Annotated in this window: 22 protein-coding genes and 1 tRNA gene; 11 read left to right on the plus strand and 12 right to left on the minus strand. The window is 71.6% G+C overall.

The window, feature by feature from the left end; translation table 11 throughout:
* Positions 1-3: 3 nt before the first annotated feature.
* On the plus strand, positions 4-813 hold the full coding sequence (locus ACIPY5_RS10845) for an IclR family transcriptional regulator (protein WP_400970380.1): 810 nt from the start codon (positions 4-6) through the stop codon (positions 811-813).
* Here the strand turns inward: ACIPY5_RS10845 and ACIPY5_RS10850 are convergent.
* The 3 genes from ACIPY5_RS10850 to ACIPY5_RS10860 all read right to left on the minus strand — a co-directional run bounded on the left by ACIPY5_RS10850 (position 807) and on the right by ACIPY5_RS10860 (position 4284).
* Complete coding sequence (locus ACIPY5_RS10850) at positions 807-1559, minus strand: IclR family transcriptional regulator C-terminal domain-containing protein (protein WP_400970383.1); 753 nt, start codon at positions 1557-1559, stop codon at positions 807-809. The two genes, ACIPY5_RS10845 and ACIPY5_RS10850, sit on opposite strands and share 7 nt — an antisense overlap.
* 77 nt (positions 1560-1636) lie before the next feature.
* On the minus strand, positions 1637-2764 hold the full coding sequence (alr, locus tag ACIPY5_RS10855) for an alanine racemase (protein WP_400970386.1): 1128 nt from the start codon (positions 2762-2764) through the stop codon (positions 1637-1639).
* Positions 2761-4284, minus strand: coding sequence for an amino acid permease (locus ACIPY5_RS10860; protein ID WP_400970389.1), 1524 nt, complete (start codon positions 4282-4284; stop codon positions 2761-2763). The genes alr and ACIPY5_RS10860 overlap by 4 nt, the downstream gene beginning before the upstream one ends.
* Before the next feature lie 291 nt (positions 4285-4575).
* Between ACIPY5_RS10860 and ACIPY5_RS10865 the strand changes: the two genes are divergently transcribed.
* Both ACIPY5_RS10865 and ACIPY5_RS10870 read left to right on the plus strand, forming a co-directional pair.
* The gene (locus ACIPY5_RS10865; protein ID WP_400970392.1) at positions 4576-5631 is read left to right on the plus strand and encodes a homoserine dehydrogenase; all 1056 of its coding nucleotides are present in this window, start codon (positions 4576-4578) and stop codon (positions 5629-5631) included.
* The gene (locus ACIPY5_RS10870) at positions 5628-7043 is read left to right on the plus strand and encodes an aldehyde dehydrogenase family protein (RefSeq protein ID WP_400970395.1); all 1416 of its coding nucleotides are present in this window, start codon (positions 5628-5630) and stop codon (positions 7041-7043) included. The genes ACIPY5_RS10865 and ACIPY5_RS10870 overlap by 4 nt, the downstream gene beginning before the upstream one ends.
* Before the next feature lie 32 nt (positions 7044-7075).
* On the opposite strand, the gene ACIPY5_RS10875 is transcribed toward ACIPY5_RS10870, so the two are convergent.
* Positions 7076-7504, minus strand: coding sequence for an Lrp/AsnC family transcriptional regulator (locus ACIPY5_RS10875; protein WP_045272755.1), 429 nt, complete (start codon positions 7502-7504; stop codon positions 7076-7078).
* A 112-nt stretch (positions 7505-7616) separates the two neighbouring features.
* On the opposite strand from ACIPY5_RS10875, the gene ACIPY5_RS10880 reads away from it, so the two are divergent.
* From ACIPY5_RS10880 to ACIPY5_RS10890, 3 genes are all read left to right on the plus strand, one after another.
* Positions 7617-8816, plus strand: a complete 1200-nt coding sequence (locus ACIPY5_RS10880; protein WP_400970398.1) for a trans-sulfuration enzyme family protein — start codon at positions 7617-7619, stop codon at positions 8814-8816.
* Between the two features lie 104 nt (positions 8817-8920).
* A complete protein-coding gene (locus ACIPY5_RS10885) occupies positions 8921-9628 on the plus strand; it encodes an alpha/beta hydrolase (protein ID WP_400970401.1) in 708 nt (235 codons plus the stop codon).
* 222 nt (positions 9629-9850) lie between these two features.
* Entirely contained in the window at positions 9851-11218 is a 1368-nt protein-coding gene (locus tag ACIPY5_RS10890) for an FG-GAP repeat domain-containing protein (RefSeq protein WP_400970404.1), read from the plus strand.
* Positions 11219-11383: 165 nt separating this feature from the next.
* Here the strand turns inward: ACIPY5_RS10890 and ACIPY5_RS10895 are convergent.
* Together ACIPY5_RS10895 and ACIPY5_RS10900 are read right to left on the minus strand one after the other, a co-directional pair.
* Positions 11384-11456 (minus strand) — tRNA-Arg (locus ACIPY5_RS10895).
* A 114-nt stretch (positions 11457-11570) separates the two neighbouring features.
* Positions 11571-12212, minus strand: coding sequence for an asparagine synthase (locus tag ACIPY5_RS10900; RefSeq protein ID WP_309337096.1), 642 nt, complete (start codon positions 12210-12212; stop codon positions 11571-11573).
* A 134-nt stretch (positions 12213-12346) separates the two neighbouring features.
* Between ACIPY5_RS10900 and ACIPY5_RS10905 the strand changes: the two genes are divergently transcribed.
* Positions 12347-13198 (plus strand): SDR family NAD(P)-dependent oxidoreductase, encoded by an 852-nt coding sequence (locus ACIPY5_RS10905; protein WP_400970407.1) that lies wholly within the window; start codon positions 12347-12349, stop codon positions 13196-13198.
* 4 nt (positions 13199-13202) lie between these two features.
* Here the strand turns inward: ACIPY5_RS10905 and ACIPY5_RS10910 are convergent, their stop codons facing one another.
* The 3 genes from ACIPY5_RS10910 to ACIPY5_RS10920 form a co-directional block, all read right to left on the minus strand.
* Positions 13203-13976, minus strand: a complete 774-nt coding sequence (locus ACIPY5_RS10910; protein WP_400970410.1) for a GntR family transcriptional regulator — start codon at positions 13974-13976, stop codon at positions 13203-13205.
* A gap of 92 nt (positions 13977-14068) precedes the next feature.
* Positions 14069-14602 (minus strand): gluconokinase, encoded by a 534-nt coding sequence (locus ACIPY5_RS10915; RefSeq protein ID WP_400970413.1) that lies wholly within the window; start codon positions 14600-14602, stop codon positions 14069-14071.
* Between the two features lie 18 nt (positions 14603-14620).
* Positions 14621-16078, minus strand: coding sequence for a GntP family permease (locus tag ACIPY5_RS10920; protein ID WP_400970416.1), 1458 nt, complete (start codon positions 16076-16078; stop codon positions 14621-14623).
* 143 nt (positions 16079-16221) lie between these two features.
* Between ACIPY5_RS10920 and ACIPY5_RS10925 the strand changes: the two genes are divergently transcribed.
* From ACIPY5_RS10925 to ACIPY5_RS10935, 3 genes are all read left to right on the plus strand, one after another.
* Entirely contained in the window at positions 16222-17013 is a 792-nt protein-coding gene (locus ACIPY5_RS10925) for a FadR/GntR family transcriptional regulator (RefSeq protein ID WP_400970419.1), read from the plus strand.
* Positions 17014-17070: 57 nt separating this feature from the next.
* The gene (locus tag ACIPY5_RS10930; protein WP_400970421.1) at positions 17071-18351 is read left to right on the plus strand and encodes an alpha/beta fold hydrolase; all 1281 of its coding nucleotides are present in this window, start codon (positions 17071-17073) and stop codon (positions 18349-18351) included.
* Positions 18352-18472: 121 nt separating this feature from the next.
* Complete coding sequence (locus tag ACIPY5_RS10935; protein ID WP_400970850.1) at positions 18473-19303, plus strand: VOC family protein; 831 nt, start codon at positions 18473-18475, stop codon at positions 19301-19303.
* Positions 19304-19346: 43 nt separating this feature from the next.
* Here ACIPY5_RS10935 and ACIPY5_RS10940 read toward each other — a convergent pair whose 3' ends face one another.
* The 3 genes from ACIPY5_RS10940 to ACIPY5_RS10950 are packed head-to-tail and all read right to left on the minus strand — an operon-like array spanning position 19347 to position 24519.
* Positions 19347-21320, minus strand: coding sequence for a DUF2264 domain-containing protein (locus ACIPY5_RS10940; RefSeq protein WP_400970424.1), 1974 nt, complete (start codon positions 21318-21320; stop codon positions 19347-19349).
* Positions 21317-22489, minus strand: a complete 1173-nt coding sequence (locus ACIPY5_RS10945; protein WP_400970427.1) for a substrate-binding domain-containing protein — start codon at positions 22487-22489, stop codon at positions 21317-21319. Before ACIPY5_RS10945 ends, ACIPY5_RS10940 begins: the two co-directional genes overlap by 4 nt.
* Positions 22486-24519 carry a hypothetical protein gene (locus ACIPY5_RS10950; RefSeq protein ID WP_400970430.1) on the minus strand — a complete coding sequence of 678 codons (2034 nt, stop codon included), beginning with the start codon at positions 24517-24519 and terminating at the stop codon, positions 22486-22488. The genes ACIPY5_RS10945 and ACIPY5_RS10950 overlap by 4 nt, the downstream gene beginning before the upstream one ends.
* Before the next feature lie 178 nt (positions 24520-24697).
* Between ACIPY5_RS10950 and ACIPY5_RS10955 the strand changes: the two genes are divergently transcribed.
* On the plus strand, positions 24698-25681 hold the full coding sequence (locus ACIPY5_RS10955; RefSeq protein ID WP_309337149.1) for a hydroxyacid dehydrogenase: 984 nt from the start codon (positions 24698-24700) through the stop codon (positions 25679-25681).
* The last annotated feature ends 48 nt before the right edge of the window (positions 25682-25729 follow it).

The raw sequence follows: 25729 nt of genomic DNA on the forward strand, positions 1-25729 counted from the left end.
GCCATGCCGACCGCCGACGATCTCGCCCCGGTCCGGAGCAGCATGGGCCGCGGCTTCGACGTCCTCTCCGCGCTCGCCGACCTCCTGCCCGGATCCCCCGCCGGCGCCACGGTCCAGGACGTCGCCCAGGCCCTCGGCCGCGAACGCTCGCAGGTCTCCCGCACGCTGTCCGCGCTCGCCGACCAGGGTCTCGTGGTGCGCGGCGACGACCAGCGCTACCGGCTCGGCTGGGGCTGGTATGCGGCGGCCCAGGACCTGACCGACCGCCGGATGCGCGCCACGGGCGTCGAGATCCTCGACGAGCTGGCGTCCTCGGTGGGCGAGGCGTGCTTCCTCGGCGTCCTCCAGGGCGACAGCACGCTCACGATCGTGGAGAGCATCCCGGCGGGATCCCGCATGATCGGATCCTGGCTCGGCCGCGCCTATCCCGCGTTCTGCAGCGACGCGGGTCAGGCCGTGCTGTGGGATGCGAGCGACGACGAGGTGCGCTCCGTGTTCGCCCGCACCTCCTTCACCAGCCCGGGTCCGAACGCCCCCGCGTCGGCGGACGACTTCCTCGATCGCCTGCGGAAGGCCAGGGAGCGCGGTTACGCGATCGTGGACCAGGAGGCCGAGCCCGGCCTCTACTCCGTGTCCGCGCCGGTCTGGGACTTCCGCGGCGAGGCCGCGGCCGCCGTCCAGATCGTCGGCGAGCGGCGGACGCTGCAGCCGCGCACCGCGGAGCTCGCGACGGCCTGCGTCGCGGCTGCGGACGCGCTTTCGGCCGCGCTCGGAGCGCCCGGCGACCGCCGGGGATCGCCCGGGACTCACTGATCGCTCGCGGATGCGCTGAGCCGGTCGCGGGCCTCGTGCAGGGCCGTCAGCGCCGCACGCGTGCGGCGGGAGCTCTGCGGGGCGCCGCTGACGGCGATCGATGCCACGATCCCGGAGCGCCCGAACACCGGCAGCGCGAACTCGGCCATGCCCTCTGCGTACTCGTCGGCGGCGGAGATCACTCCGACCGCCCTGTCGCGTTCGAGGAGCGCATGCACCCCTCCGGTCGTGCGCGCGGCCGCGGGTCCGCCCACACCGACGAACTGCACGTCCCGGAGCAGGTCGGCGAGCTGTTCCGAGGAGTGATCCCAGAGCAGCGCACGGCCGGCGCCGGTGCACCAGATCGGGGCGACGGTCCCGTATCGGGTGGACGCATCGGCGGCGCCGATGCCCGCCTCGGCGCGCAGCGCGAGCGCCGCCGCACCGTCGGCCGCGCAGACGCGCGCCGTCATCCGCAGCGTCGATGCCAGCGTTCGCAGCTCCTGTCGCGCGCCCTTCAGCCAGGGGGCGTCGAGGGCGGCCGCGATGCCGAAGTAGGCGTCGCCGGCGCGGAGCACGGCATCCTCGTCGCGGTGCAGGAAGCGCAGCGCGCGCAGCTCCTGGGTGAGGCGCGACACACGACTGCGCTCGATCCCGGTGGCGTCCGCGAGACGCGAGGCGTTGTATCCGGAGCGACCGGCCTGCTCCCGCGCGACGGCCGACCCGAGCAACGCGAGGCCCTGCGACAGCGAGGAGGGAGCCGACATCCTGCCTCCCCGGTTCCTGCGCCGATCTCCGGATACGACGGATCCGGGTCCGGCCAGCCTATCCGGCGCTTTCGCCATCATGATGCCCCCTGTCCCGCCCGTGCGCGCCGCGGGAGGAGTCGCCCCCAGGCGGTGTACAGATCGGCGGCGATCTGCCCCGACGCGGCTTCGAGGTCCTTCGCGAGGATCGCCTCACCGCCCTGTCCCCCGGCCAGGACGACCTCGTCTCCGATCCGGGCTTCGGGAACACGGCTGACGTCGAGCACGAGCGAGTTCATGGCGAGCTTGTCGACGGCGGGGACCCGGTGCCCCCGCACGAGCGCGTGCGCGCGCCCGCCGAGGACCCGGTGATAGCCGTCCGCGTACCCGAGCGGCACCACCGCGAGCCGTGCCGCGTGCGCGAGCCGATGGCCGCGGTCGTAGCCGACCGTGCTGCCGGCGGGGTAGGCGTTGATGGCGGCGATCCGGGAGAGCAGCCGCAGCGCGGGACGAAGCCCGGCCACCGGAGCCGCCGTGTCCCCGTACAGCGCCGCACCCACGCGCACGAGGTCGAATCTCGACGACGCGACCGTGAGCGCGGCGTACGAGGTCGCGCAGTGACGTTCGACGCCGGGCGGAGCGCCGAGCAGGCCGGCCGCCTCGGCGGACTGCTCGCGGAACGCCTCGGCTCCGGCGGCGACGTCCTCCTCGTCCTCGCACGGGAAGTGCGCGCAGACGCCGATCGGGCGCACCCCGGCGAGCCGGCCGATCCCGACGAGCTCCGCCGTGCCGTGCCCGGCACCGAGGTCGACGCCGTCACGGCTGAGTCCGGTCGAGTTCAGGGAGACGTGCACCGGGATCCTCCGACCCGCAGCACGCGCCGCCGCATCGATCTCCCGCGCGTGGGCGAGCCCGCCCGCCCACTCCTCGACCCCGGCGGAGGCGGCGTCCTCGACCTCGTCACGCAGCGCCGCGCGCAGCCGCAGGATGCGACCCCGGAATCCGAGCTCGCGGGCGCGGTGCGCCTCCTCGTTCGCGGTGACGCCGATCGTCGTGATGCCGGCGTTCATGAGGACTGGGAGGACGAGGTCGATGCCGTGTCCGTAGGCATCGGCCTTCACGACGCCGCACAACGGCGTCGCGGGACCGATCGCCTTCCGGACGACGACGACGTTGCGGGCGATCGCCTCGACGTCGACCTCGATCCATCCCGGTCCGGGGATCATCGCTTCTGGCCTGCGATCGGCTCCTCTGCGGCGGGATCCTCGGCGCTCTCGACCGGCGCCTCCTCCGAGACCTGGACCGCCGCCTTCGCTCCGCGTCGCCCGTAGCGCCACCAGAAGAACAGATAGCAGAGGCCGACGAACGGCAGCCCGAAGTAGAGCGCCGCGACCTGGTTGGGATCGAACGCGATCGCGATCACCGAGACGAGCAGCAGCACGAAGGCGACGATCGGCAGGATCGGGAAGAGGGGCGTCCGATAGGGCAGGGTCGACAGGTCGCCGCCCCGGCGCAGGAAGGCGCGGCGGTGGAAGAACTGCGACGCCACGATCGACATCCAGACCGCGACGACCGCGAAGCCCGCGATCGACACCAGCGCGAGGTACACAGTCTCCGCCGCGATGACGCTGGACAGCAGGGAGACGAGGCCGAGGGCCATGCTCACGCTGAGCGCGACGATCGGGATCCCGCGCCGGGTGAGCCGCGCGAAGGACCGCGGCGCGTGCCCCTCCTCCGCGAGCGAGAAGAGCATCCGCGCGCAGGAGAACAGCCCGCTGTTGCCGGCGGAGAGGAGCGCGGTGATGATGACGAAGTTCATGATGTCCGGCGCGAAGGGCACCCCGGCATACGCGAAGACGTCCACGAACGGGCTGCTGGTGACGGTCGCCTTGTCGTACGGCAGGATCGCCGCGATGACCGTGATCGACCCCACGAACAGCACCAGGAGTCGCAGCACGGTGGACCTCAGGGCGCGCGGGATGTTCCTGCCCGGATCCTTCGTCTCGCCGGCGGCCACCCCGATCAGCTCGGAGCCGCTGAACGCGTAGAAGACGGCGAGCGACGTCATCAGGACGCCGCCGACACCGCCGGGGAAGAGCCCGTGCGGGGTCTCGAAGTTGCTGAACAGCACGGCGCCAGGATGGGTGCTCGACAGCGGGGTGAACCCGAAAATCGCCGCCCCGCCGAGCACGATCAGAGCGACGATCGCGACGACCTTGATCAGGGAGAACCAGAACTCCGTCTCGCCGAAGACGCGCGCGGAGATCGCGTTGATGGTGAACAGCACCGCGGCGAAGACGAGGCACCAGACCCACACCGGAACCCCGGGGAACCAGCGCTGCATGAGGATGCCCGCGGCGGTGAACTCGGATCCGAGGGCCACCACCCAGCACAGCCAGTACAGCCAGGCGGTGGTGAAGCCGGTGGCCGGGCCGATGGAACGCGCGGCGTAGATGTGGAACGCGCCGGAGACCGGGTAGGCGGTCGCGAGTTCGCCGAGGCACGCCATCACCAGATAGACGACGAGCGCGCCGATGAGGTAGGCGATGATCGCGCCGAGCGGACCGGCCTGACTGATCGTGTATCCGGAGCTGAGGAACAGCCCCGATCCGATCACGCCGCCGAGGGCGATCATGATCAGATGCCGGGCGTCCATGGAGCGCTGCAGTCGGCGCAGCGGCACCTGGGTGGCGGTGGTGTGGGGCAGGGCGTTGGGCAGCGCCTTCTCCCCGGGAAGTGGGCTCATGATGTCTCGCATTCGAAGGGTATGAGGGGTGAGACGAACATCTGCGTGCTATATCACCACATCCATGTGCTGATGTTGCACGAAGTGTTTCCGGACATTACCGCGCCGGCGTCCGCGGGCACAACCGTTCGGGAAGCGCGCCGGCCGCTCGCGGCGGTTTCGGGCGAAACGTCATCGCGCCGGGCACAACGGCAGTCCCTCCGGGCGATCGGGCAGGCGCCCGCTGACATCACCCGCACCCAGGATGGATCGCGACCTGCCCACCCCTTCCGAGCATCGAAGGAGCACGACGTGAATCGTCATGACCTCGCCCTCATCGGCTTCGGCGGCGTGAACCGCGCCCTCGCCGAGATCATCCACGATCGCGCAGAGGAGCTCGCGGACGAGCTCGGCTTCGCATTGCGCGTCGTCGCGATCACCGATCTGCGCCTCGGCTCGCTCATGCAGTCCGAAGGCATCGACCTGGGCGCCGTGCTCCGCATGGCCGACGGCGCGACCTTCGCGGGGATGACGGGAGGTGTCGCGGTGCCGCAGAACGACTACGTGATCCGCAGCACGACGGCGGACATCGTCGTGGAGGCGACGTTCACCAATCCCGTGGACGGCGAGCCGGCGGTGTCGCACGTGCGCGCAGCCCTGGAGAGCGGCAAGAGCGTCACGACCACCAACAAGGGCCCGGTCGCACTCGCGGGGACCGCGCTCAACCGCGTCGCGGCGGATCGGGGCGTGCGATTCGAGTACGAGGGCTCCGTGATGAGCGGCACGCCCGTGCTCCGCTTCGCCTCCGATGCCCTGCCCGGCCTTCGGATCTCGGCCGTGCAGGGGATCCTGAACGGCACGAGCAACTACGTGCTCGGCCGGATGGAGACGGGCATGAGCCTCGCGGACGCCGTCGCCGAGGCGCAGGCGCTCGGCTACGCCGAGGCCGATCCGACGGCCGACATCGAGGGATCCGACGTGCAGCTCAAGGTCGTGATCCTCGCCAACGAGATCCTCGGCGCGGACCTCACGACGGCCGACGTCGAACGGCGCGGGATCTCCGGCATCACCTCCGCGGACATCGTCGCGGCGGCCGCCGACGGCAAGCGGTGGAAGCTGATCGGCACCGCCCGCCGGGACGAGTCGGGCGAGGTCGTCGCCACGGTCGAGCCCGTCGCGCTGCCCGCGACGCATCCGCTCGCCGGCATCGCGGGGCCGATGAACGCGGTGTGCTTCGACACGGACCTGCTCGGCACCGTGACCGTCTCCGGTCCCGGCGCGGGGCGGATGGAGACCGCGTACGCGCTCCTCTCCGACATCATCGCGATCGACGCGCACCAGCGCTCCCTCGCCGAGGCGAGCCGATGAGCGCGCCCGTCGTCGAGGATCCGCGCGACCTGGCGGAGCGGGCCGTGCTGACCGTGCACAGCCCGTTCGACGGCCGGGAGGTCGGATCCGTCCGGCAGAGCACTCCCGGCGACGTCGAACGCATCCTGGACCGGGCGCGCGCCGGCTTCGCGGTCTCGCGCGCGCTGACCCGCTTCACCCGGCACGAGGTCCTCGACCGGGCGGCCGTGCTGCTCCGCGAGCGTGCGGATGAGGCGGCGGCCCTCATCGTGGGCGAGGCGGGCAAGACGATCCGCCAGGCACGCAAGGAGGTGCGCCGCGCGGTGACCACGCTGTCCCTGTCCGCCGAGACGGCGCGGTCGCACGCGGGCGAGGTGATCCCCTTCGACGCCTTCGAGGGGTCCGCGGAGCGCCGCGGCTGGTTCACGCGGGAGCCGCTCGGCGTCATCGTCGCGATCACGCCCTACAACGACCCGCTCAACCTCGTCGCGCACAAGCTCGGCCCCGCGGTCGCCGCGGGGGACGCGATCATCCTGAAGCCCTCCCCGCTCGCCCCGCTCACCGCGGAGTTCCTCGTGGCCCTGCTCATCGAGGCCGGCCTGCCCGCCGAGGTCGTCACGACCGTCCACGGGGATCCGGCGCTCGCGCAGGCGCTCGTCGCCGCGCACGACGTCCGGCTGGTCTCGTTCACCGGCGGCTTCGCGACCGGCGAGGCCATCGCGCGCGGCGCAGGGCTCAAGCGGCTCGCGATGGAGCTCGGCGGCAACGCCCCCGTCCTCGTGTTCGCGGATGCGGACATCCCGGCGGCGGTCGAGGCCTGCGTCTCGGGCGCCTTCTGGGCCGCAGGCCAGAACTGCGTGGGAGCGCAGCGGATCCTGGTGCAGCGCGAGGTGCACGAGCGCTTCGTCGACGCGTTCGTCGCCCGCGCAGGAGGACTCGTCGCCGGCGATCCGGCCGACGAGCGCACCGACGTCGGCCCGATGATCACGGCGGAGGCCGCCGAGCGCGCGCAGCGACTCGTCGACGATGCGGTCGCCGCCGGAGCCCGGGTGCTCGCCGGGCACCGTCGCGAGGGCTCGGTGTACTGGCCGACCGTCCTCGACGCTGTGCCGCACTCCTGCGCGCTGTGGCAGGACGAGGCGTTCGCCCCGATCGTCGCGGTCGCCCCCTTCGACACCGAGGAGGAAGCCGTCGCCCTGGCCAACGAGACCGACTACGCGCTGCACGCCGGGCTCTTCACGGCGGATCTCGCCCGGGCGCTGCGCGTCTCCGCGCAGATCGAGGCGGGCGGCGTCATGATCAACGACTCTTCGGACTACCGCATCGACAGCATGCCGTTCGGGGGCGCGAAGCACGGCAGCATGGGCCGGGAGGGCGTGCGCTTCGCCTACGAGGAGCTGACCCAGCCCAAGGTGGTGTGCATCCGCACCTGACGGGGAGCGGCGCCGACGACCACCGGCGCCGCTCAGGGCCTGTCGATGACGCGCGTGAGCGAGAGCGAGGTCACCGTGTTCTCGACCCCGGGCAGGGCGGCGATCATCTCCCAGATCTCCCCGATCCGGTCCATGGTGTCCGCCCGCACGGTGACGAAGAGGTCGAACTCGCCGGAGAGGATGTCGCAGCGCACGACCTCTGGGATCCGCTCGAGCGCTGTCACGACATGCGCACCGCGCATGCGATCCGTCCGGTAGACCATCACGATCGCGGTCACCCGCCGGGCGGCCGCGGCCCCGCGGACCACCGTGTACCCCGCGATCACGCCGTCGCGCTCCATGCGCTCGATCCGCTGCTTCACCGCGTTGCGCGACAGATGCACCCGGGCCGCGAGTTCCACGAGCGCGACGCGGGCATCCGCCGTCAGCTCGGCCAGGATGCGGTGGTCCGTCCCATCCACGCTGCACCTACTTCATTGATGTGCAATATAGACAATTGCTGATGTTGATATCACACGTTAGCGTAGTGCCCACGCGATGACATCGCCATCACCCGACCTGAGGAGGACCGCCATGGCGGAACGCCCCGACCGCACGCGCCCCGGAACCCTGTCGGACGCGAGCCTCGCCGTCCATGCGGGCATCCACGTCGATTCGACCAAGGCGCTGCGCACCCCGCTCGTGATGGCCAACTCCTACCTCCTCCCGGAGGATCCGAGTGAGATCAGCTGGTCGGCGACGGCCTCCGGCCTCTACACGCGCAACACGGGCGTCAACCAGCAGGCGCTGCAGGACAAGCTCGCCGCACTCGAGGCCGGGGAGGACGCCGTCGCGCTCGCCTCCGGGGTCGCCGCACTGCACGCCGTGTTCTTCACGCACGTCCGCCTGGGCGACCACGTGGTCGTCAGCGACGTGACCTATGAGGCGACCTGGCGGCTCTGGACGGAGCTGCTGCCGCAGCGCTACGGCATCGAGGCGACCTTCGTCGACATCACCGACCACGACGCGGTGCGTGCGGCGATGCGCCCGAACACCCGCCTCGTCTGCGTGGAGGCGATCGCGAACCCGACGACCCAGGTGACCGACGTCGTCGCGATCGCGGAGATCGCCCACGACGCGGGCGCCATCCTCATGGTCGACTCCACCTACACGCCCCCGCCGTTCTACCGCCCCCTCCGCGACGGGGCTGACCTCGTCGTCCACTCCCTGACGAAGTACATCAACGGGCACGGGGACGCCATGGGCGGGGCCGTCATCGGGCGGCACGAGCTGATCGAGCCGATCAAGGCGGATGCGATGGTCGACGTCGGCGGGATCATCTCGCCGTTCAACGCGTGGCAGATCCAGCGCGGATCCGTCACCCTCCCGCTGCGGATGCGTCAGCACCTCGCGTCCGCGCAGGCGATCGCCGAGCTCCTCGCCGAAGACCCGCGCATCGCCTTCATCTTCTACCCCGGCCTGCCGTCGCATCCGCAGCACGAGCTCGCGGCCCGCCAGTTCGCCGGGGCCTTCGGCGGGATGATGGCCTTCGCCGTCGACGGCGGCCCCGACGTGCAGAACCGCTTCGTCGCGAACCTGCGCCTGATCACCTCGGGCTTCTCGCTCGGGCACGACGACTCCCTCATCGTGCACACGGGCACCGAGGGCGGGCGGGTGTCCACCTACCCCGAGCCGTTCCGAAGACTCGGCCACCTGCGTCTCTCGGTCGGCCTGGAGGACACCGACGACCTGCTCGCGGATCTGCGCGCGGCGCTGGACGCCACGTTCCGCTGAGGCGCCGCCGCCTCAGGGTGCGGTTCCGGCGCCTCGCCGTCCTCGGACGATTCGGCAATCCTACGGATGGCGACGGCACCCGCCGAGACCGCAGGCTGATGCGCATGACCGATCGCCCCCGCATCCTCTTCGTCCACGGCGCCTGGGTGGGCGCCTGGGAGTTCGCCGACGTCGTGGCTCAGCTGCGCGAGCGGGGCTGGGTGGTGGATGCGCTCGATCTGCCCTCGACGGGGTCGACCGCCGGGATCGAGGCCGACGCCGCCGCCGTCTCCGCCGCCCTCGACGCGAAGCCGGGCCCCGTGATCCTCGTCGGCCACTCCTACGGGGGCGTGCCGATCACGCAGGCGGGCGATCACCCGGCCGTGCGGCGCCTCGTCTTCGTGGCCGCGTTCGTCCTCGACGTCGGCGAGAGCGTGCAGAGCTCCCTCGGCGGTGCGCTGCCCGAGCTCTGGCACGTCGACGGCGGACAGGTCTTCCTGGGGTCGGATCGTGCGGAGCGCATCGCGATGGTGAGCGCCGATTTCCCGCCGGGAACCCCGCCCGAGGCCGCGGAGCAGCTGGCCGGCATGTTCCGCCCGCAGTCGCTCGCCTCGTTCCAGGGCGAGGTGAGCAGCGCTGCATGGCGGCGGAAGTCGACGACGTACGTGCTCACCGAGAACGACGTCCTCGTCCCGCCTCCCTTTCAGGAGCTCCTCGCGACCCGCGCCGAAGCCGAGATCGTGCGCGTGCCCACGGGCCACGCGCCCTTCCAGGAGGATCCAGCGGGCTTCGTCGCGGTGATCGAGGCGGTCGCGGCGACTCACGAATCTTGACAGGTGAACTTCCCGGCCGGGGTTCACATCCGCGTTTCCCCTCAGGCCCAGCTGCGCCGCTGGTAACGATGACGCGTCGTCCGCACATGGCCGCCAACCCACGCCTGACGGGCCGATCCGGTGGACGCACCCGACGGCGGATTTTACAGGGAACGCTGTGGTGCCGTCTGTAGGACGAAATGCGGACAGCGGGCCGCCGTCGCATACCAATACGTTTTGCCCATGAAACGTACTGTGCCACCAGGCTCTCGCAAGCGCTCGCTTCTCACCCTCCTTGCCATCGCACTCATTGCCACGGGCTCACTGCTCCCGGCGACTGCCGCATCGGCAACGACACCGCAACCAGGCGCTCAGCAGTTGGCGCAACAGATTCTCAGCTCTGGTCGTCTCTATGGCGAGGCGGAGCCGATGGCGCAGATCCAGGGATACGCGAACGGCACGGTCCTCTCCCACAACGGACTCGATTGCTCCATCGATAGCGCGATCCTCCTAGCACTTAAGAAGGTCGTCGTCGACCGAGGGTTCACACTCCGCGTATCGTCGCTGAATCGCTATTGCATTGGTGACACATCTGGAAGCAGCACGACCAGCTATCACTACAAAAACGGCGGCGGGCACGCGATCGATATCGACCAGGTCAACAACACTTGGTCTACCGGCAGCACCTCCCAAGACATCGCGCTTATCCAGGCGATGTTCGAAGTTCTGCCCGCACCTGCAGGGGTTGGTCAGGCTGGCTGCGGAAGCCGATCAGTGTCCCTTCCTGCGGGCTGGACCCAGTTCGCCGACACATGCAATCACAATCATTTCGAGTACCAGGGGTCTGGCACCGTTCCCCTTTCGACGATCTACTTCGACTTGAACGGCGACTCGAAGTCCGATCTCCTCGCCATCCGCAACGACGGCTATCTCGTCGAGTTCTTCGGCAACGGCGCGGGCGGAACCCAACTCACATACCCGACGGGACCGGGTTGGGACACGTCGGCGGCAATCGTCCACGGTGACTACAACTGCGACGGTGCCGGCGATCTCCTCCAGACCCGTGCTGGCGGGGGCCTGTACTTCTACGCCGGGAACTATGCAAGCGTCTTCACCCCGACGTATATCGGGGCTGGCTGGGACAGCTACAGCCTGCTGACTGGAGGCGTCGACTTCACCGGTGACGGTAATCCTGACCTCGTCGCGCGCGCGTCGAACGGGAACCTCTACGCGTATCCCGGCAACTGTGGGGGCAGCTTCGGCGCACCAATCCAGATCGGCACCGGGTGGAGCGCCATGACGGCCCTCGTCGCCGGCGACTTCAATGGCGACGGTCGCGGTGACCTCATCGCACGCAACGCCGCCGGTGAGCTCTGGGGCTACTACGGGACCCCCAACGGGCTCGGCCTCGTCCAGCAGATCGGGCAGAACTGGAACGGCTTCTCGACGATCACCGGCGGAGGCGACTACAACGGCGACGGCTATGCCGACATCATCGCTCGAAACGGTAGCAGCCAGACTCTGTGGCTGTACTCCGGTACAGGCTCCGGCGGCGTGAACGCCGGCATCCAAGTCGGCAACGGCTGGGGCGCGTACACGCTCATCAGCTGAGAGCCGCACACGGAGAATCGCCCTCGCCCTTCCGGAGAACCGCGCGGGCGATTCTCTCCGTGGGTTCAGCACGTCGTCGCGGCCGCTTCAACGCGGACGAACGAAGCCCCGACCAGCGGAAGATATTCTTCGCTGGCCGGGGCTTCTTACTGTCTCAACACAGTGTGCGCCTGGAGGGACTCGAACCCCCAACCTTCTGATCCGTAGTCAGATGCTCTATCCATTGAGCTACAGGCGCATCCGGTCTTTCACAAGACCGCCCGCTCTCGCGGGCCTCGTCAACAATACCCCAGAGGCGGCCCGGAACGCGAATCGAGAGCGCCGCAGGCGATACCGCCGGGCGTGGCGCGGGTCAGCGCAGCTGCCGCGCGGCGCGCTTCTCCTCGCGCTCCGCCGCCTTCGCGGCCGCCTTGCCGGCCTTCTCCGCGACCTTGTCGGCCTTCTCGCGGTTCTTGCGGCGCGCGCGCTGGTCGGAGGCGAGCGCCTGCAGGTCGACGAGTCGGAGCGCCTGCATGCGGGCCTCGCGCATGGTCGCGTAGTCGGGGTCCTCGTCCGGCCGCATCGCCTCGACCGTGAGGCGGCTCTGCAGGTTCCCGGCGACGTCACCCCAGGCGGCGGCGCGAGCGGCCTCGACGAGGAAGCGCAGCGTCTCGGCGTCCTCCGCCATCTCGCGCAGCCGGTCCGCGACCGCGGAGGACTGCTTCGCCCGGCGCTTGAGGTTGCGCACGTCGCGGTCGCGGTAGTCGTGCGTGCCGTGCGGGTCGGAGTAGCGCCCATGGGCGCGCTTGCGCAGCTTGGTGGCGAGCTCCGCCGCCTCCTCCGATTCCGCGGCGAGCGCGAGCAGCGCCTCCCGTGCGTCGTTCATGTACTTGGAGACGTCGAAGGATCCGCCCTGTGCGATCGTGCCCACGAGGATGTGGTTCTTGACGGTCAGACGGGCGGCGGACGTGGCGATCGCCACGCCCTCGGCGATGGCGTCCGCGCTCTTTCCCACTCCGACCTCCTCTGACATCGAGCGTACCGGTTCCCGTTCCGCAAGAGCAGGACCATGAGGCAGGATGGGACCAGCGTCTGCGCCCACCCGACGCATGCGATGAAGCGTGCGAGGGCGCAGCGGTAGGAGGAGCGTTGCCCGTTCTCGACGCATCAGGGCGAAGCAGTGCCATCACCGGCGCTGCCCACGGCATCGGCGCAGACACCGCGAGAGCGCTCGCGCGCCGCGGCGCGAACCTCGCGCTCATCGACCGCGACCGGGCAGGACTCGCCCTCGTCGCCGACGAGCTGCGCGCCACCGGTAGCACCGTGACGGTGCATCCGGTCGACCTCCGCGACGACGACGCCGTCGCCGCGGTCGGCGAGGAGGTCGAGGCCGCGCATCCCGAGCTGCAGACGCTGATCACGTGCGCGGGCTCCTCGATGCTCGGCTCCCTCGACCAGCTGACGATGGAGGAGATGCGCTGGCTGATGGACGTGAACCTCTGGGGCACGGTGTCCATCACCAAGGCACTGCTGCCCGCGCTGCGCCGCTCGCCCGCCGCCCACATCACGCACATCGCGAGCATCTACGCACTCGCCTCGCCCGGCGGTCGGATCCCCTACTCGATGACGAAGTTCGCGGTGCGCGCGTTCTCCGAGGCCCTCATGCACGAGGTCGAGGGATCCACGGTCACGGTCGGCGCGGTCTACCCCTCCGGTGTCCGCACGGGCATCATCCTGCACGGGCGCTACGCGTCCTCGATCGACCCCGGGGTCGCGGGGCGGGCCGCCGCCGCGCAGGCCGCGATGTACCACATGGAGCCGGCCGATGCCGCGGAGCGCATCGTGCGGGCCACCCTGCAGCGCCGGGCCCGCACCCTGGTCGGGCGGGAGACCCGCCTCGTCGACGCGCTCGTCCGGCTCGCCCCGGTGCGCTACTGGGGACCGATGCGGCGACCGCTGCGCGAGGCGATCGACACGACGACGCCGATGTCGCCGCGCTGACCCGTCACTCGCCGGCGACGGAGGCGTCCTCGCGGGCGCTCGTGTTGTCACGGGCGACGACGGCGCCCTCGCGCGCGACGGCCGCGCCCTCGCGCGCGGCCGCGGATCGCGCGCGGATCGCGGCCGTCTCGGCGTTGTACGCGGCGAGCTTGCGCAGGGCCGTCGCGGTGCCCGCACGCAGGTGCCGCTGCACGCGCAGGCGCAGGGTGGCCGTGTCGCGTGCGGCGAAGGACTCGAAGATACGGGCGTGGTCCTCCGCCATCGCGATCAGGTCGTCATGGTCCTTGAACAGCAGCAGCAGTCGGCCCCGCATCATGCCGAGGATCTCGTTGACGGTCGCGTTCTCGGCCAGCTCCGCCATGATCAGGTGGAACTCGGCACCCGCCGCGTGCGCCGCGGCCGCATCCCCGACGCCCGCCGCCGCGAACTCGCGCTCGAGCGTCGCCTCGACCTTCGCGATCCCGTCCGCCGTATGCCGGAGCGCCGCGATCTCGAAGACGAGCACCTCCAGCACGTCGCGCACCTGCGCGATGTCGCGCACATCGTCCTCGGTGAACTGACGCACCACGGCCCAGGACCGCGGACGTGCGGTGAGCATCCCCTCGGCGAGCAGCTGCCGGATCGCCTCGCGCACCGGAAGCCGGCTCACCGCGAGTTCGTCGGCGATGTCCCGCTCGATGAGGCGGTCACCGGATCGGCGTTCTCCGGACAGGATCGAGTCGCGCAGGAGCCGGACCACCCTGGCCGACTCGAGCTCCACGCTGCCCGCGTTCCCCATGGGGCCATTGTGGCACCGACGCGGCCGGCCGCAAGCGGTCGAACGGATCCGGGAACGGGACGGGGCCCGCCTTTCGCAGGCCCCGGGCCCCTTCACGACCGGATCGACACCCCGTGCTCCCCGAGCCAGTCGAGCACCTGCTGCGCCGCGTCCTGCACCGGCAGGGCCGCATCCACGACGAAGCCCGCCTCATCGGACCCGAGCGGCTCGAGCGTGTCGAGCTGGGACTCCAGGAGCGAGGCCGGCATGAAGTGCCCGAGCCTGCGGCCGAGGCGCTCGGCGAGGTCGTGCTGGGTGCCCTCGAGATGGACGAATTCCACGCCGGGGCGGGCCAGGATCTCACGGTAGCTGCGCCGCAGCGCCGAACAGGTCACGACGCCGGATTCGCCCGCATCCTGCTCCGCCACGATCCACTCCCGGATCAGCTCGAGCCACGGACAGCGGTCCTCGTCGGTGAGCGGGATCCCGGCCTCCATCTTCGCCACGTTCGCCGCGGGATGCAGGTCGTCCCCCTCCTGCAGCGCCCAGCCGAGGCGGCCCGCCAGGACTCCGGCCAGCGTGCTCTTGCCGGATCCGGAGACCCCCATCACCACGAGGATCGTCGGGGGAACCGTCTGCGTCGTCATCATCGTCTCCTCGCCCGATCAGCCCACGAACACGCCGATGATCATGACACCGGCGAGGCCCACGACGGAGATCAGGCACTCCATGATCGACCACGACTTGAGCGTCTGCGGGATGCTCAGGCCGAAGTACTCCTTGATGAGCCAGAACCCTGCGTCGTTCACGTGCGAGAGGAACACGGATCCGGCGCCGATCGCGAGGACCAGCAGGGCGGACCCGGCCGACGACAGGCCGAGGTCGTGCACGAGCGGCTGCAGGATGCCGGCGGCCGTGATGGTGGCGACCGTGGCGGATCCCGTGGCCACGCGGATCAGCACCGCGACGAGCCAGGCGAAGAACAGCACGATCGGCAGCGCCCCGCCGATGCCCGAAATGGCGTGCGCGATCACGGTGCCGATCGTGGAGTCCACGAGCACCTGCTTGAACCCGCCGCCGGCACCCACGATGAGCAGGATGCCCGCGATCGCGGGGAGCGACGACGACACCGAGGCGCCGACCTCCTTCGAGCTCATGCCGCCGCCGCGGCCGAGCACGACCATGCCCACGAGCACGGCAATGAGCAGCGCGATGACCGGCTTGCCGAGGAAGTCGATGATGCCCTTGACCGACGAGGTGTCGTTCGGGGCGACGATGTCGGCGATCGCCGAGAGCAGCATCAGGACGACCGGCAGCAGGATGCTGAACAGGGTGGTGCCGAAGCCCGGACGCCTGCGCGCCTGCACGGTCGCGGTCTCGCCGGGCTGCGCGGTGTCCTCGGCGGTCTGGAACAGCGCGGGCACGGGCACGTCGACCCAGCGGGCCGCGAGGCGGCCGAACAGGGGACCTGCGATGATCACGGTCGGGATCGCGACGAGGACGCCGAACGCGAGCGTGAGGCCGAGGTTCGCGCCGATCAGGCTGATCGCGGCGAGCGGACCCGGGTGCGGCGGCACCAGGCCGTGCATGGCGGAGAGTCCGGCGAGCGTCGGGATCGCGATCTTCATGAGGGAGACGCCGGAGCGGCGGGCGACCAGGATGATCACCGGCACGAGCAGCACGAGCCCGACCTCGAAGAACATCGGAAGGCCGATCAGCGCGCCCACGAGGCCCATGACCCAGGGCAGCGCCGCGGCGCTCGCCCGGGACACCAGGGTGTCCACGATCCGGTCTGCGCCGCCCGAGTCGGCGAGCAGCTTGCCGTAGATCGCGCCGAGGGCGATCAGCACGCCGACGCCGCCCGCGGTGGATCCGAAGCCGTTGGAGAAGCTCGTGACCGTCTGCGTGGCGGACATGCCCGCGACGAGGCCCGTGACGAGCGCCCCGATCAGGAGCGAGAGGAACGGATGCAGCTTGACCCAGGTGATCAGCACCACGATCGTCGCGATGCCGATGAGCGCCGCGAGGATCAGGGCCCATTCCGGGGCGGTCGTCGTGGGCGGGACGGGGTCGGCGGCCGAGAGGAGCGTTCCGGGAACGGCGGCGAGAAGGTTCGATGACATGGCCATGAGCTTCCTTGGTCTGGCGGAGAGATTTCGCCTCAGCGTAAGCGATAAGTAGGACTTAATCAAGCACAAACCTGCTATACGCAGATCTACAAGGACTACGACGCCGTTCTTGCCGGGCTATCGCCATAATGGGCTTCATGGCAGAAGGGACCCGCGAGGCGGCATCCGCGCAGCACCGCCGGCTGCTCGACACGATCGGCATGCGCATCGTGGAGGGCGAGCTCGCGCCGGGCGCCCGGCTGCTCACCGCCGACGTCGCCGCGGAGTACGGCGCCTCCCGCTCCGCGATGCGCGAGGTGGTGCGCGTGCTCGAGACCATGGGCATGGTCGAGGTGCGCCGCCGGGCCGGTGTCGAGGTGCTGCCCGCCGAGCGGTGGAGTCCGTACGCCCCCGAGGTGATCCGCTGGAGGTTGGACGGATCCGGCCGGCTCGGGGCGCTGCACGAGCTCAGCCAACTGCGCTCCGCGATCGAGCCACTCGCCGCCCGTCTCGCCGCAGCGCACGCCTCCCCCGAGCAGCGTGCCACGCTCGTCAAGGCCGTGCTCGGGATGGTCGAGCACGGCGACCGGGCCGACGAGTCCGTCTACCTGCAGCACGACATCGACTTCCACGCGGCGGTCCTGCGCGGCTCGGGCAACCCCTATCTGGCCGGTCTCACCGAGGTCGTCGCGGAGCTGCTGCACGGACGCACGGCCCACGCGCTCATGCCGCACCGCGCGGATGAGACCGCACTCCGACTGCATCAGGACGTCGCCGCCGCGATCACGGCGCGCGATCCCGAGACCGCGGCCGCCGCGATGGCCGCGATCGTGACCGAGGCCGACGACGCCTTGGAGGCGATGGCCGAGCCGGGCCCGGCCGCTGAGCCCGGGCCGGCCGCCGAACCGGGCCCGGTCACTGAGCCCGTCGAAGCGCCCGGCCGACCTTAACCGCGCTGATAGGCGCCGGACAGCCTCCCCCGAGCGCCCGGCACGCATAATCGAGCCATGGCCAACACGAGGATCGACGCGGGACGCGGGACGCACGCGCCCAGCGCGCTGCCTCGCCTGCTCGCCACCTCGGTGCGCGGGGTGCGCCGGGTGCGCCGCCCCGCGACGCCCACCGCGCCCTCCTTCGACCTCGCGTACGTGCGCAGCGGACCGCGCTCCACGCCGCCGATCGTCGTGATCCCCGGCGGCCCCGGGCTCGGATCCGTGCTCCCCTATCGGCGCTTCCGGCGCAGGGCCGCGGCCCTCGGGCTCGACGTCATCATGATGGAGCACCGCGGAGTCGGCCTCTCCCGGACCGACCTCGGGGGTCGCAGCCTGCCGCTCTCGGCGATGCGCATGGTCGACGTGATCGACGACCTCGCCGCCGTCCTGGAGCAGGAGGGCGTGTCCCGCGCGTACATCTCGGGATCCTCCTACGGCAGCTACGTCGCGGCGGCGTTCGGCGCCCGGCACCCCGAGCGGGTCGCGGGGATGCTGCTGGACTCCGCCCTGCAGTCCGTCGCGGACCGCGATGCCGAGCGCGCGATGATCCGCGGGCTTTTCCTCGACGGGGACACCAGGATCACGGCCTCGGTGCGGGAGCTGCTCGACGACGGATCGGATCCGCGCATCCTCCTCGGCGTCCTGCGGGCGGCCTATGAGCTGGGCGGAGAGGGACTGCTCGAGCCGCTGCTGCGCCAGCGCGTGCACGACGCGCGGCGCACGGATCGACACGGGCGCCCGCGTCACGACTCCCGCGCCCACGGGTCGGTGTGGTCGGCCCTGGAGGCGTACGTCGACAAGGCCGAGTCCGAGGCGCACGTACCGGGGTTCTACGAGTTCGATCTGGTCGGCGCGATCGCCTTCCGCGAACTCGGGTTCGGACCGGATCCCGACGGCTCCGCCCTCGATCCCTCGCTCACTTACGCGGCGGTCGCCGACCGGTTCCCCCGGTTCGCCGGCGAGCCGTTCGACCTGACGGCCGCGGCCGCCGGCTTCGACTGGCCCACCGTGCTGCTGACCGGCTCGCGCGACCTGCGCACGCCCGCCGCGGTGGCGCGCCGCGTGGCGGCGGCCGCGCCGGACACCGTGCTCGTCGAGATCGACAACGGGCACAGCGCTCTCGAGTCGCACCCGCTCGCGCTGCTGCATGCCCTGCAGCGGCTGAGCCGCGGGGAGCAGCGCCGGCTCTCCGCCGAGAGCGCGATGATGAACGCGCTCCCCCGTCGCGGGCTCGTGGCGGGTCTTCCCCGGCTGCTCACCACGGGCACGCGCTGGGAGGCGGCCCTACGGCCGTGAGCCGTACACGGCTGCGTCTCGGCCCGCCATCGCACGTCCCGCCCGGAATGGATCCCCGTTCCATTCGGTTGCATGGAACGTGACCTCCTCCCGTTCCGATCTCCTCGCCGCCGACACCGCGATGGGCGCCGTGACGCTGCTCGTCGCCGATCTCGACGCGATGACCGCGTACTACCGCGACGCGGTCGCACTGCGCGTGCTGTCCGCCGAGGGCGACCGCGTGGTGCTCGGCCGCGGCACGACGCCGGTGGTGATCCTGCGGCACAGCCCCGAGCTGAAGCACGCCGCGCCGCGCGCGGCCGGGCTGTTCCATACGGCGATCCTGTTCGAGACCCAGGCGGCCCTGGCCGCAGCGCTGCACTCCGTCGCGCGGCACGCTCCCGGGACCTTCACCGGCAGCGCGGATCACCTGGTCAGCCAGGCCTTCTACTTCACGGATCCCGAGGGCAACGGGGTCGAGCTGTACTGGGACCGCGATCGCACGCAGTGGAGCTGGACGCACGGCCGGATCGAGATGGACACCCTGTACCTGGATCCGAACGCGTTCCTCGGCGAGCACCTCACCGAGAGCGGCACGGAGGACCCCATGGTCGGCGGCGCGAGCGTCGGCCATGTGCACCTCTCGGTCGGCGATACGGCCTCGGCGCGCGAGTTCTACGTGCACCGGCTGGGATTCGAGACCACCGCGGAGCTCGGCGGATCCGCCCTGTTCGTGAGCGCCGGCGGCTATCACCACCACATGGCGATGAACACCTGGAACAGCGCGGGCGCGGGCCGGCGCTCCCCGGCGCTCGGCCTCGGTCGCGTCGACATCGTGCTGCCCGGGGCGGACGACCTCGGATCCGTCGCCGAGCGCATGGCGCATTTCGGCGTCGCCGTGCGCGACGACGGACGCTCACTCGCGTTCGAGGATCCCTGGGCCAACGCGATCCGCCTCACGACCGCCGCCTGAGCGCGGCGCGAGGCGTCGCACCGCGCTCCGTGTGGCGGATGGCTCAGCCGATCCGCACCGCGCTGATCGCACCATCGGGCCAGAACACCTCGACGAGCGCCTCGCCCGCGTCGGACACGACCGCGCGCGCCGAGGGCGCCGGGTCGGATCCGCGCCCCAGGCGGACCGCCGCGATCACGACATCGCCCTCCCCCACCGCGGCGAAATCGAGCCGCGGGATCGAGGCGACCTCGCCGATCGGCGCGACGCCGCTCTCGGTGCGCACCGAGACCGTCGCCGCCCCCGACAGCGTGCGGAGCTCGGAGCGCAGACCGTCCAGGTCGAGCACGATCGCCGCGTCCTCGCCCTCCGCGGTCGCCGCGGCGGCCCCGGTCAGCGGCCAGCCGCTCACGCGCACCGGCAGCGGCGTCGCGGCGACGCCGTCCCTCGGCAGCCGCCGGGTCGCGCGCACCTCCCACGATCCGCGGACGACGCTCGTGGTCGCGAGCAGCGGCCCGTCCGTCACGGCGCCCGTGCGTCCGGATCCGTGGTCGTAGGTCGGGGGGTCGATGCTCGAGTCCACCCAGTGCGCGTCGGCCGTCGAACTCGCGAACGCCGCGATGCCGTCGTCGCCGATCACGCCCCGGACGAAGCCCGTGCGGTGCGTGGACCGCCCCTCGGCGTCGAGCGCGCCCACCATGCTGTCCGCGGGATCGTCGATCGTCGCCCCGATGAGCGGCGGCAGCGTCGCGCTGGAGTAGCCGAACCGGGCGTACAGCGCCGAGTCGCCGATGCGGTCGCCCTCGAACGCGTGGTCCGCGCCGTGGTTGATCACGCGCACGATGCCGTCCGCCGCGGTGCCGCTGACGAGCCAGCCGGCCGGCCGGATCACCCGGCGCACATCGCCCTGCTCGATCGGCAGCGGCTCCTCCACCACGGTCCAGACCTCGTGGTCGGCCGGCAGCACGAGTCCGAGGAAGCCCTTCGACGCCCAGTACGGAGACCCGCCGCCCGAGTACGACTGCGCCATCGCGGGCCACTCGCCGAACAGACCCATCGTCAGCAGACCGCGTTCGTCGATCGCCCCGCGCTCGACGAACGCGCGGAGCTGACCCGAGGCCGCACGGCGCAGCAGGCCGAGCGGCTGCCTGGTGGCGCCGGTGACCGCGCCCATCCAGAGCGGCGCGGCCGTCGCGAACCGGTAGATGAGGCTGCGCCCCTGCAGCACGGGCATGCCGTCCGCGCCGGTGAGCGCCGCGTAGTCGTCGAGGAAGTCTGTCAGCCGAGCGCGGAACACCGGCGTGAGCGCTTCGGATCCGAACGCGGCGGATCCCTGCGATCCCGCCCAGAGCAGCGGGTACAGGTGCATCGCCCAGCCGCAGTAGTAGTCGTACGCACGCCAGGTGCCATCGGCCCACCAGCCGTCGGACTGGTAGTAGTCCTCGATGCGCGCGAGGTCGGCCGCGATCCGCGCGGGATCGTGCGGCCCGCCGACCGAGGCGAGGAAGGTCTCGACGGTGATCCGGAACCACAGCCAGTTGTTGTCGGGGTACCGGCCCGCCGGGTTCAGCGCCAGCCAGTCCACGATGCGCTGCTGCGCCGCGGCGTCGAGCGCGTCCCACAGCCACGGCCGGGTGAGCTGCAGCCCGAGGGCGATCGAGGCCGCCTCGACCTCGGCCTGCGCCTGTTCGGCGGGCAGGATCCACCGCTCCGGATTCGACGGGTCGGTGCCCGCGATGAGGCCGTCGCGGTACCAGTCCAGGAACCCGTGCGGATCCGCCCCGCGTTCACCGGTGAGGCGGAAGGCGAACAGCATGAACGAGCGCGCGAACCCCTCCAGCCCGTCGCTGTCCGCTCCGCTGCTGCTGGTCTGCCCTGGTAGGCGCACCTGGCTGCGGGTCGGAGTGAAGTACGGCCGCAGCGACAGCAGCAGGTGGTCGGCCACCGCGGCCCAGTGCGCCCGCGTCCATCCCGTGTGCGGCGAGAGCGTCCGGTCCTCCGGGGGCAGGATCAGGCGGGCGGGATCGGAAGCGGTCACGGGGTCTCCTTCACGAGAGGGGTCGACGGGGCGGGGCTCGGCTCGACGGGGTCCGCCGGGGCCGGGATGCTCGGGCGCAGCGAGGATTCGCGCACGTGCAGCTCGGGACTGAGCTTCACCCGGAATGCGGGGCGCCCGCTGCCGGCCTCGAGCCGGGCGATGAGCAGGTTCACGGCCTCGCGTCCGACGTGCTGCTTGGGCGGGCGGACGGCGGTGATCGCGGGGTCGCCGAACCGGGCGACGTCGTCGTCGTAGGCGACGATCGCGAGATCGTGCGGCACGCGGATCCCCCGGTCCAGCGCGTGCTGCTCGAGGGCGAGGGCCTGCGGATCCGGCAGCACGATGACCGCCGTGGTGGCCGTGTCGCGGATGACCCGCAGCGCATCGTCCATCGCCTGCTCGCGACCCGCGGTGTCGAAGCGGATCCCGTTGATGCTCGCGACGTCGGTCGGCAGCCCGAGGGTGCGCAGAGTGCTCTCCCAGCCGCGCCGGACGTAGCGGCCGGTGGGACGCTCGGTCTCGGTGATCAGGCCGATGCGCTCGTGCCCCTGCTCGTGCAGGTGCCGGACGGCGAGCGCGGCGCCCGCGGAGTGATCCGAGACGACCGAGTCCAGATGCGGCGCCGCGGCCGCGGCGCGCACCCGGCGCTCCGCGAGCACGACGGGCACAGGCAGGGCGTCGAGCCACTCCAGCATCTCGACCGCGTTCTCGCCGAAGGTGTCGGGGGCGACGATGAGCCCGTGCAGACCGGGGGTGTTCAGCAGCGCCTCGACCTGGCGGCGGTTGTCCCGCAGGTCGTACGTCGACGCGCGCAGCAGCAGCCGGGCGCGCAGCTGGGCGGCCTGTGCTCTCGCGCCGTGCACGATGGGCGGCCAGTAGTAGTCGAGCGAGGGCACGACCATCCCGATCGTGTAGCGCGTGACGGCCGGGTCGTGCCCGGCGAGCGCGGGGCTGAGGCCGGGTTCGAGGGCGCTGCGCAGCGTCGCGCCGCCGTGCACGCGAGTGACGAGCCCCTGCTGGGCGAGCGTGTTGATGTCGCGCCGGATCGTGAGCTCGCTCACACCGAGGCGGGTCGCGATCGCGGAGACGCTCACGGAGCCGTGCTCGCGGATCTCGTCCATGATCCGCTCCCGGCGCTGCACGGCGAACAGCGGATCCCGCCCGCTCATGACAGCTCCTCGATCACGGTCGCGAACCCGCCCGTGCGTCCCCCGACCTCGTAGACGAGGCGGGTCAGCCGCGGGCCCCACACCGCGACGAGCTCGGGATCGTCCAGCTCCCACACCTCGAGCGAGGGCGGCACCGGTGCGCTCCCGTCGTCCGCCGCGATGCGGATCCGCCGCCCGTCGGCCTCGACCTCGACCGCGTCGCCGGCGGGCGTGACCTCGCCCCCGGCGATGAGGTGGATCCGGTGCGCGCCGTCCTCCGTCAGCCGCCATCGGTCCATGACCTCGATGCGGTCCGCGCCTGCATCGGAGGCCCCGAACCGGAACGTGCGGCGCCAGGAGTCGCCCGCGGGGAGCGGGTAGGCGCCCGCCAGTTCCAGCTCGAACTCCGCGCTCCTCCCGGCCTCCGCATCGCGGTCCGACGGCCGGGCCGATCCCGGCTCTCCCTGCGGCGCGGCGATCACCCGTGCGGCGTACGCCGCCCCCTCGCCCTGCTCGAGACCGAACGGCGCCGGCGCGCTGTGCCAGCCGCTCTGCATCGCGCGGATCAGGTACCGCTCTGCGCCGAAGGTCTGCGCGGTGTAGGTGGGCTTGCCCACGTCGACGAGCAGCTGCCGGCCGCCCGCCGCGACGAGGAAGGATCCGAGGTCCTTGTGGTTGTGGTTCTCATCGTTCGTGCCGCCCTTCGCGGCGAGCGCGAGCCCTGTCGCGGATCCCGCCGCCGCGCGGCGCACCAGCACCTGGACCGACGGGAGCCAGACCGCCTCCGGAAGCGGTGCGGCCGCGGGGACGGCGTCGCGCCAGGCGACGTCGGCGAGCGCGCGCACCAGCCGCGGCAGCCCTCCCGCGGCCTCCGCGACGGGCGCGTCCGGCCTGCGCGCGGCCCGCGCCCACGCCGTCACTCTCGCATCTCGGGTGAAGCCGCCCCAGCGGAAGGGGAGCTGCCACGGCTCGTGGCCGCGCGAGCGCGCCCAGCCGTCGGCCACGTTCACGTACCAGGCGCCGCCGAGGTGCATGCGCATCGGGAACCGCAGGACCTCGGCGACGACGGGGATCCCGGTCGCATCGAGTCCGCCGCCGGTGACCGCGGCGACGGTGTCCAGCATCTCGAGCATGCGCCCGGCACCGTTCCACCAGTACGCGACGCCCTCGTCGATCGCGCCGTCCGCCGGCAGCTCCGCGACGTAGCGGTCGAGGCTGTCCAGGGCGCGCGCAAGGACGCGGGCGACCCGGTCGGCGTCATCGAGAAGCAGCACCGCCGCCAGGATCACGTTGCCGAGGATCCAGGGGTTCCAGTTGTTGACGTCCCGCCAGTAGCCGAGCCACCACAGGTCGTCCCTGGTTTCGAACGGGGTGAAGACGCGCATCTCGGCCTCGTGCCGGACGCGCTCGCGCAGACCAGGCCAGCTCTCGTCCCAGCGCGGTCCCAGGATGCGGTCCGCGACGGCCAGCTGCGCCACGATCTCACCCGCGACGAGGTCGAGATACGGGGAGGAGACGTCGGGCAGCACGAACCCGCGCCGGGCGTGCGCATCGTCGTGCGCGGGCAGCGACCAGGTGCTCTGCTCGCACAGCACCACGACACCGTCCGCCGCCTCGTCGATCCACGCCGGCTCCTCGGTCACGGCCGCGGCCACGACGGCCCTGGTCAGCCGCTCCTGCCGATCGGACAGCGCCCGCTCGTAGGTCGCGCGGTCGCCGTCGCGGACGTAGCGCGCGAACAGCGAGCCCAGCGCGTCCGGCCACGGGCGCCCGAGGTCGTCCGCAGCGGCCGCCAGGATCCGTTCGATCGTGATCGGATCCGCCTGCGTCCACGCGTCGCGGCGTTCGATCGAGGGGATCGCCACCCGGTCACGGAGAGTCTCGGGAGCAGCGCGGCCGACGGTCGCGCGCAGCGCATCCTCGCGCATCGCGGGGCCCCAGGCCGCGAACAGCGGCCCGCGGAATTCCGCGGCATCGACGGCCGCGCCGGGCGGAGGCACGGCGTGCGCGCTGACCCGGGAGAGGGCGTCCGCATCGGGGTTCCGCGTCATGGCTCAACCTTCGCTTGTGCTTGTATCTGTTCGACTCTGAATGTTTGGTTTCGTCTCGAACGAGTCCGAGTATCTACTGAGTTCAGCGACGACGCAATGCCCTGCTTCGTCGGGATCTGACGAAGGACGGGAACCCCCGGGAATGACCGCAACGACCACCCCCCACGCTCTCGTCGTGATGTCACGCGAAGTGTTCGAGCGCCAGTTCGACGACGCGCGCATCGCCCGGCTGCGCCGCATCGCGACCGTTGCGGAGCCGATCTTCACGGAGGATCTCGACGATCCCGCCCTGGCCGAGCGGCTGGCCTCGGTCGAGGTGCTCCTGACCGGCTGGGGCGCCCCTCGCCTCGACGCCGGGCGTCTGGACCGGATGCCGAACCTGCGCGCGATGCTGCACTGCGCGGGCTCCATCCGCCCGCAGGTGAGCGAGGAGTTCTGGCGCCGAGGGATCCGTGCCGCCTCGGTCGCCGAGGTGAACGCGCTGCCCGTCGCGGAGTTCACCCTCGCCGCGATCATCTTCGCGGGCAAGAAGGCGCCGTTCATCGCCGCCGACCCGGAGACGCGCCGGCAGAACGGTCTCAGGGCGGAGCGCTTCGGCGGGCTCGGGAATCTCGGCCTCACGATCGGCGTCGTCGGCTTCAGCCGGGTCGGCCGCCGCGTCGTCGACATCGTGCAGCAGCTCGAGGACGTCACGGTCCTCGTCGCGGATCCCTATGCGGATCCGTCCGAGATCGCCGCGGCCGGCGGCGTGCACACGACGCTCGAGGAGCTGCTGCCCCGGGTGGACGTGCTGTCGCTGCACGCGCCGGAGCTGCCGTCGACGCGGCACATGATCGGCACGGCGCAGCTCGCCGCGCTCCCGGATCACACGACCGTCATCAACACCGCCCGCGGCAGCGTGATCGACACGGCCGCGCTCGAGCGCGAATGCGCGAGCGGCCGCCTCAACGCGATCCTCGATGTCACGGATCCCGAGCCTCTGCCCGCGGATTCGCCGCTCTACCGCCTGCCGAACGTCATGATCACGCCGCACCTGGCGGGCTCCCTCGGCACCGAGCTGTACCGCATGACCGACGCCGCGCTCGATGAGCTCGAGCGCTTCGCCGCAGGCCTGCCCCTGCACGAGGAGGTCACCGTCGACGCCCTGCAGCTCAGCGCCTGAGCAGCTCCTCCCCTCCACCCGCACCACCCGATCCCCCCTCAGAAGGAG

Origin of the sequence: Microbacterium sp. NPDC089698, assembly GCF_044749045.1 — a bacterium.
Taxonomy (GTDB): domain Bacteria; phylum Actinomycetota; class Actinomycetes; order Actinomycetales; family Microbacteriaceae; genus Microbacterium.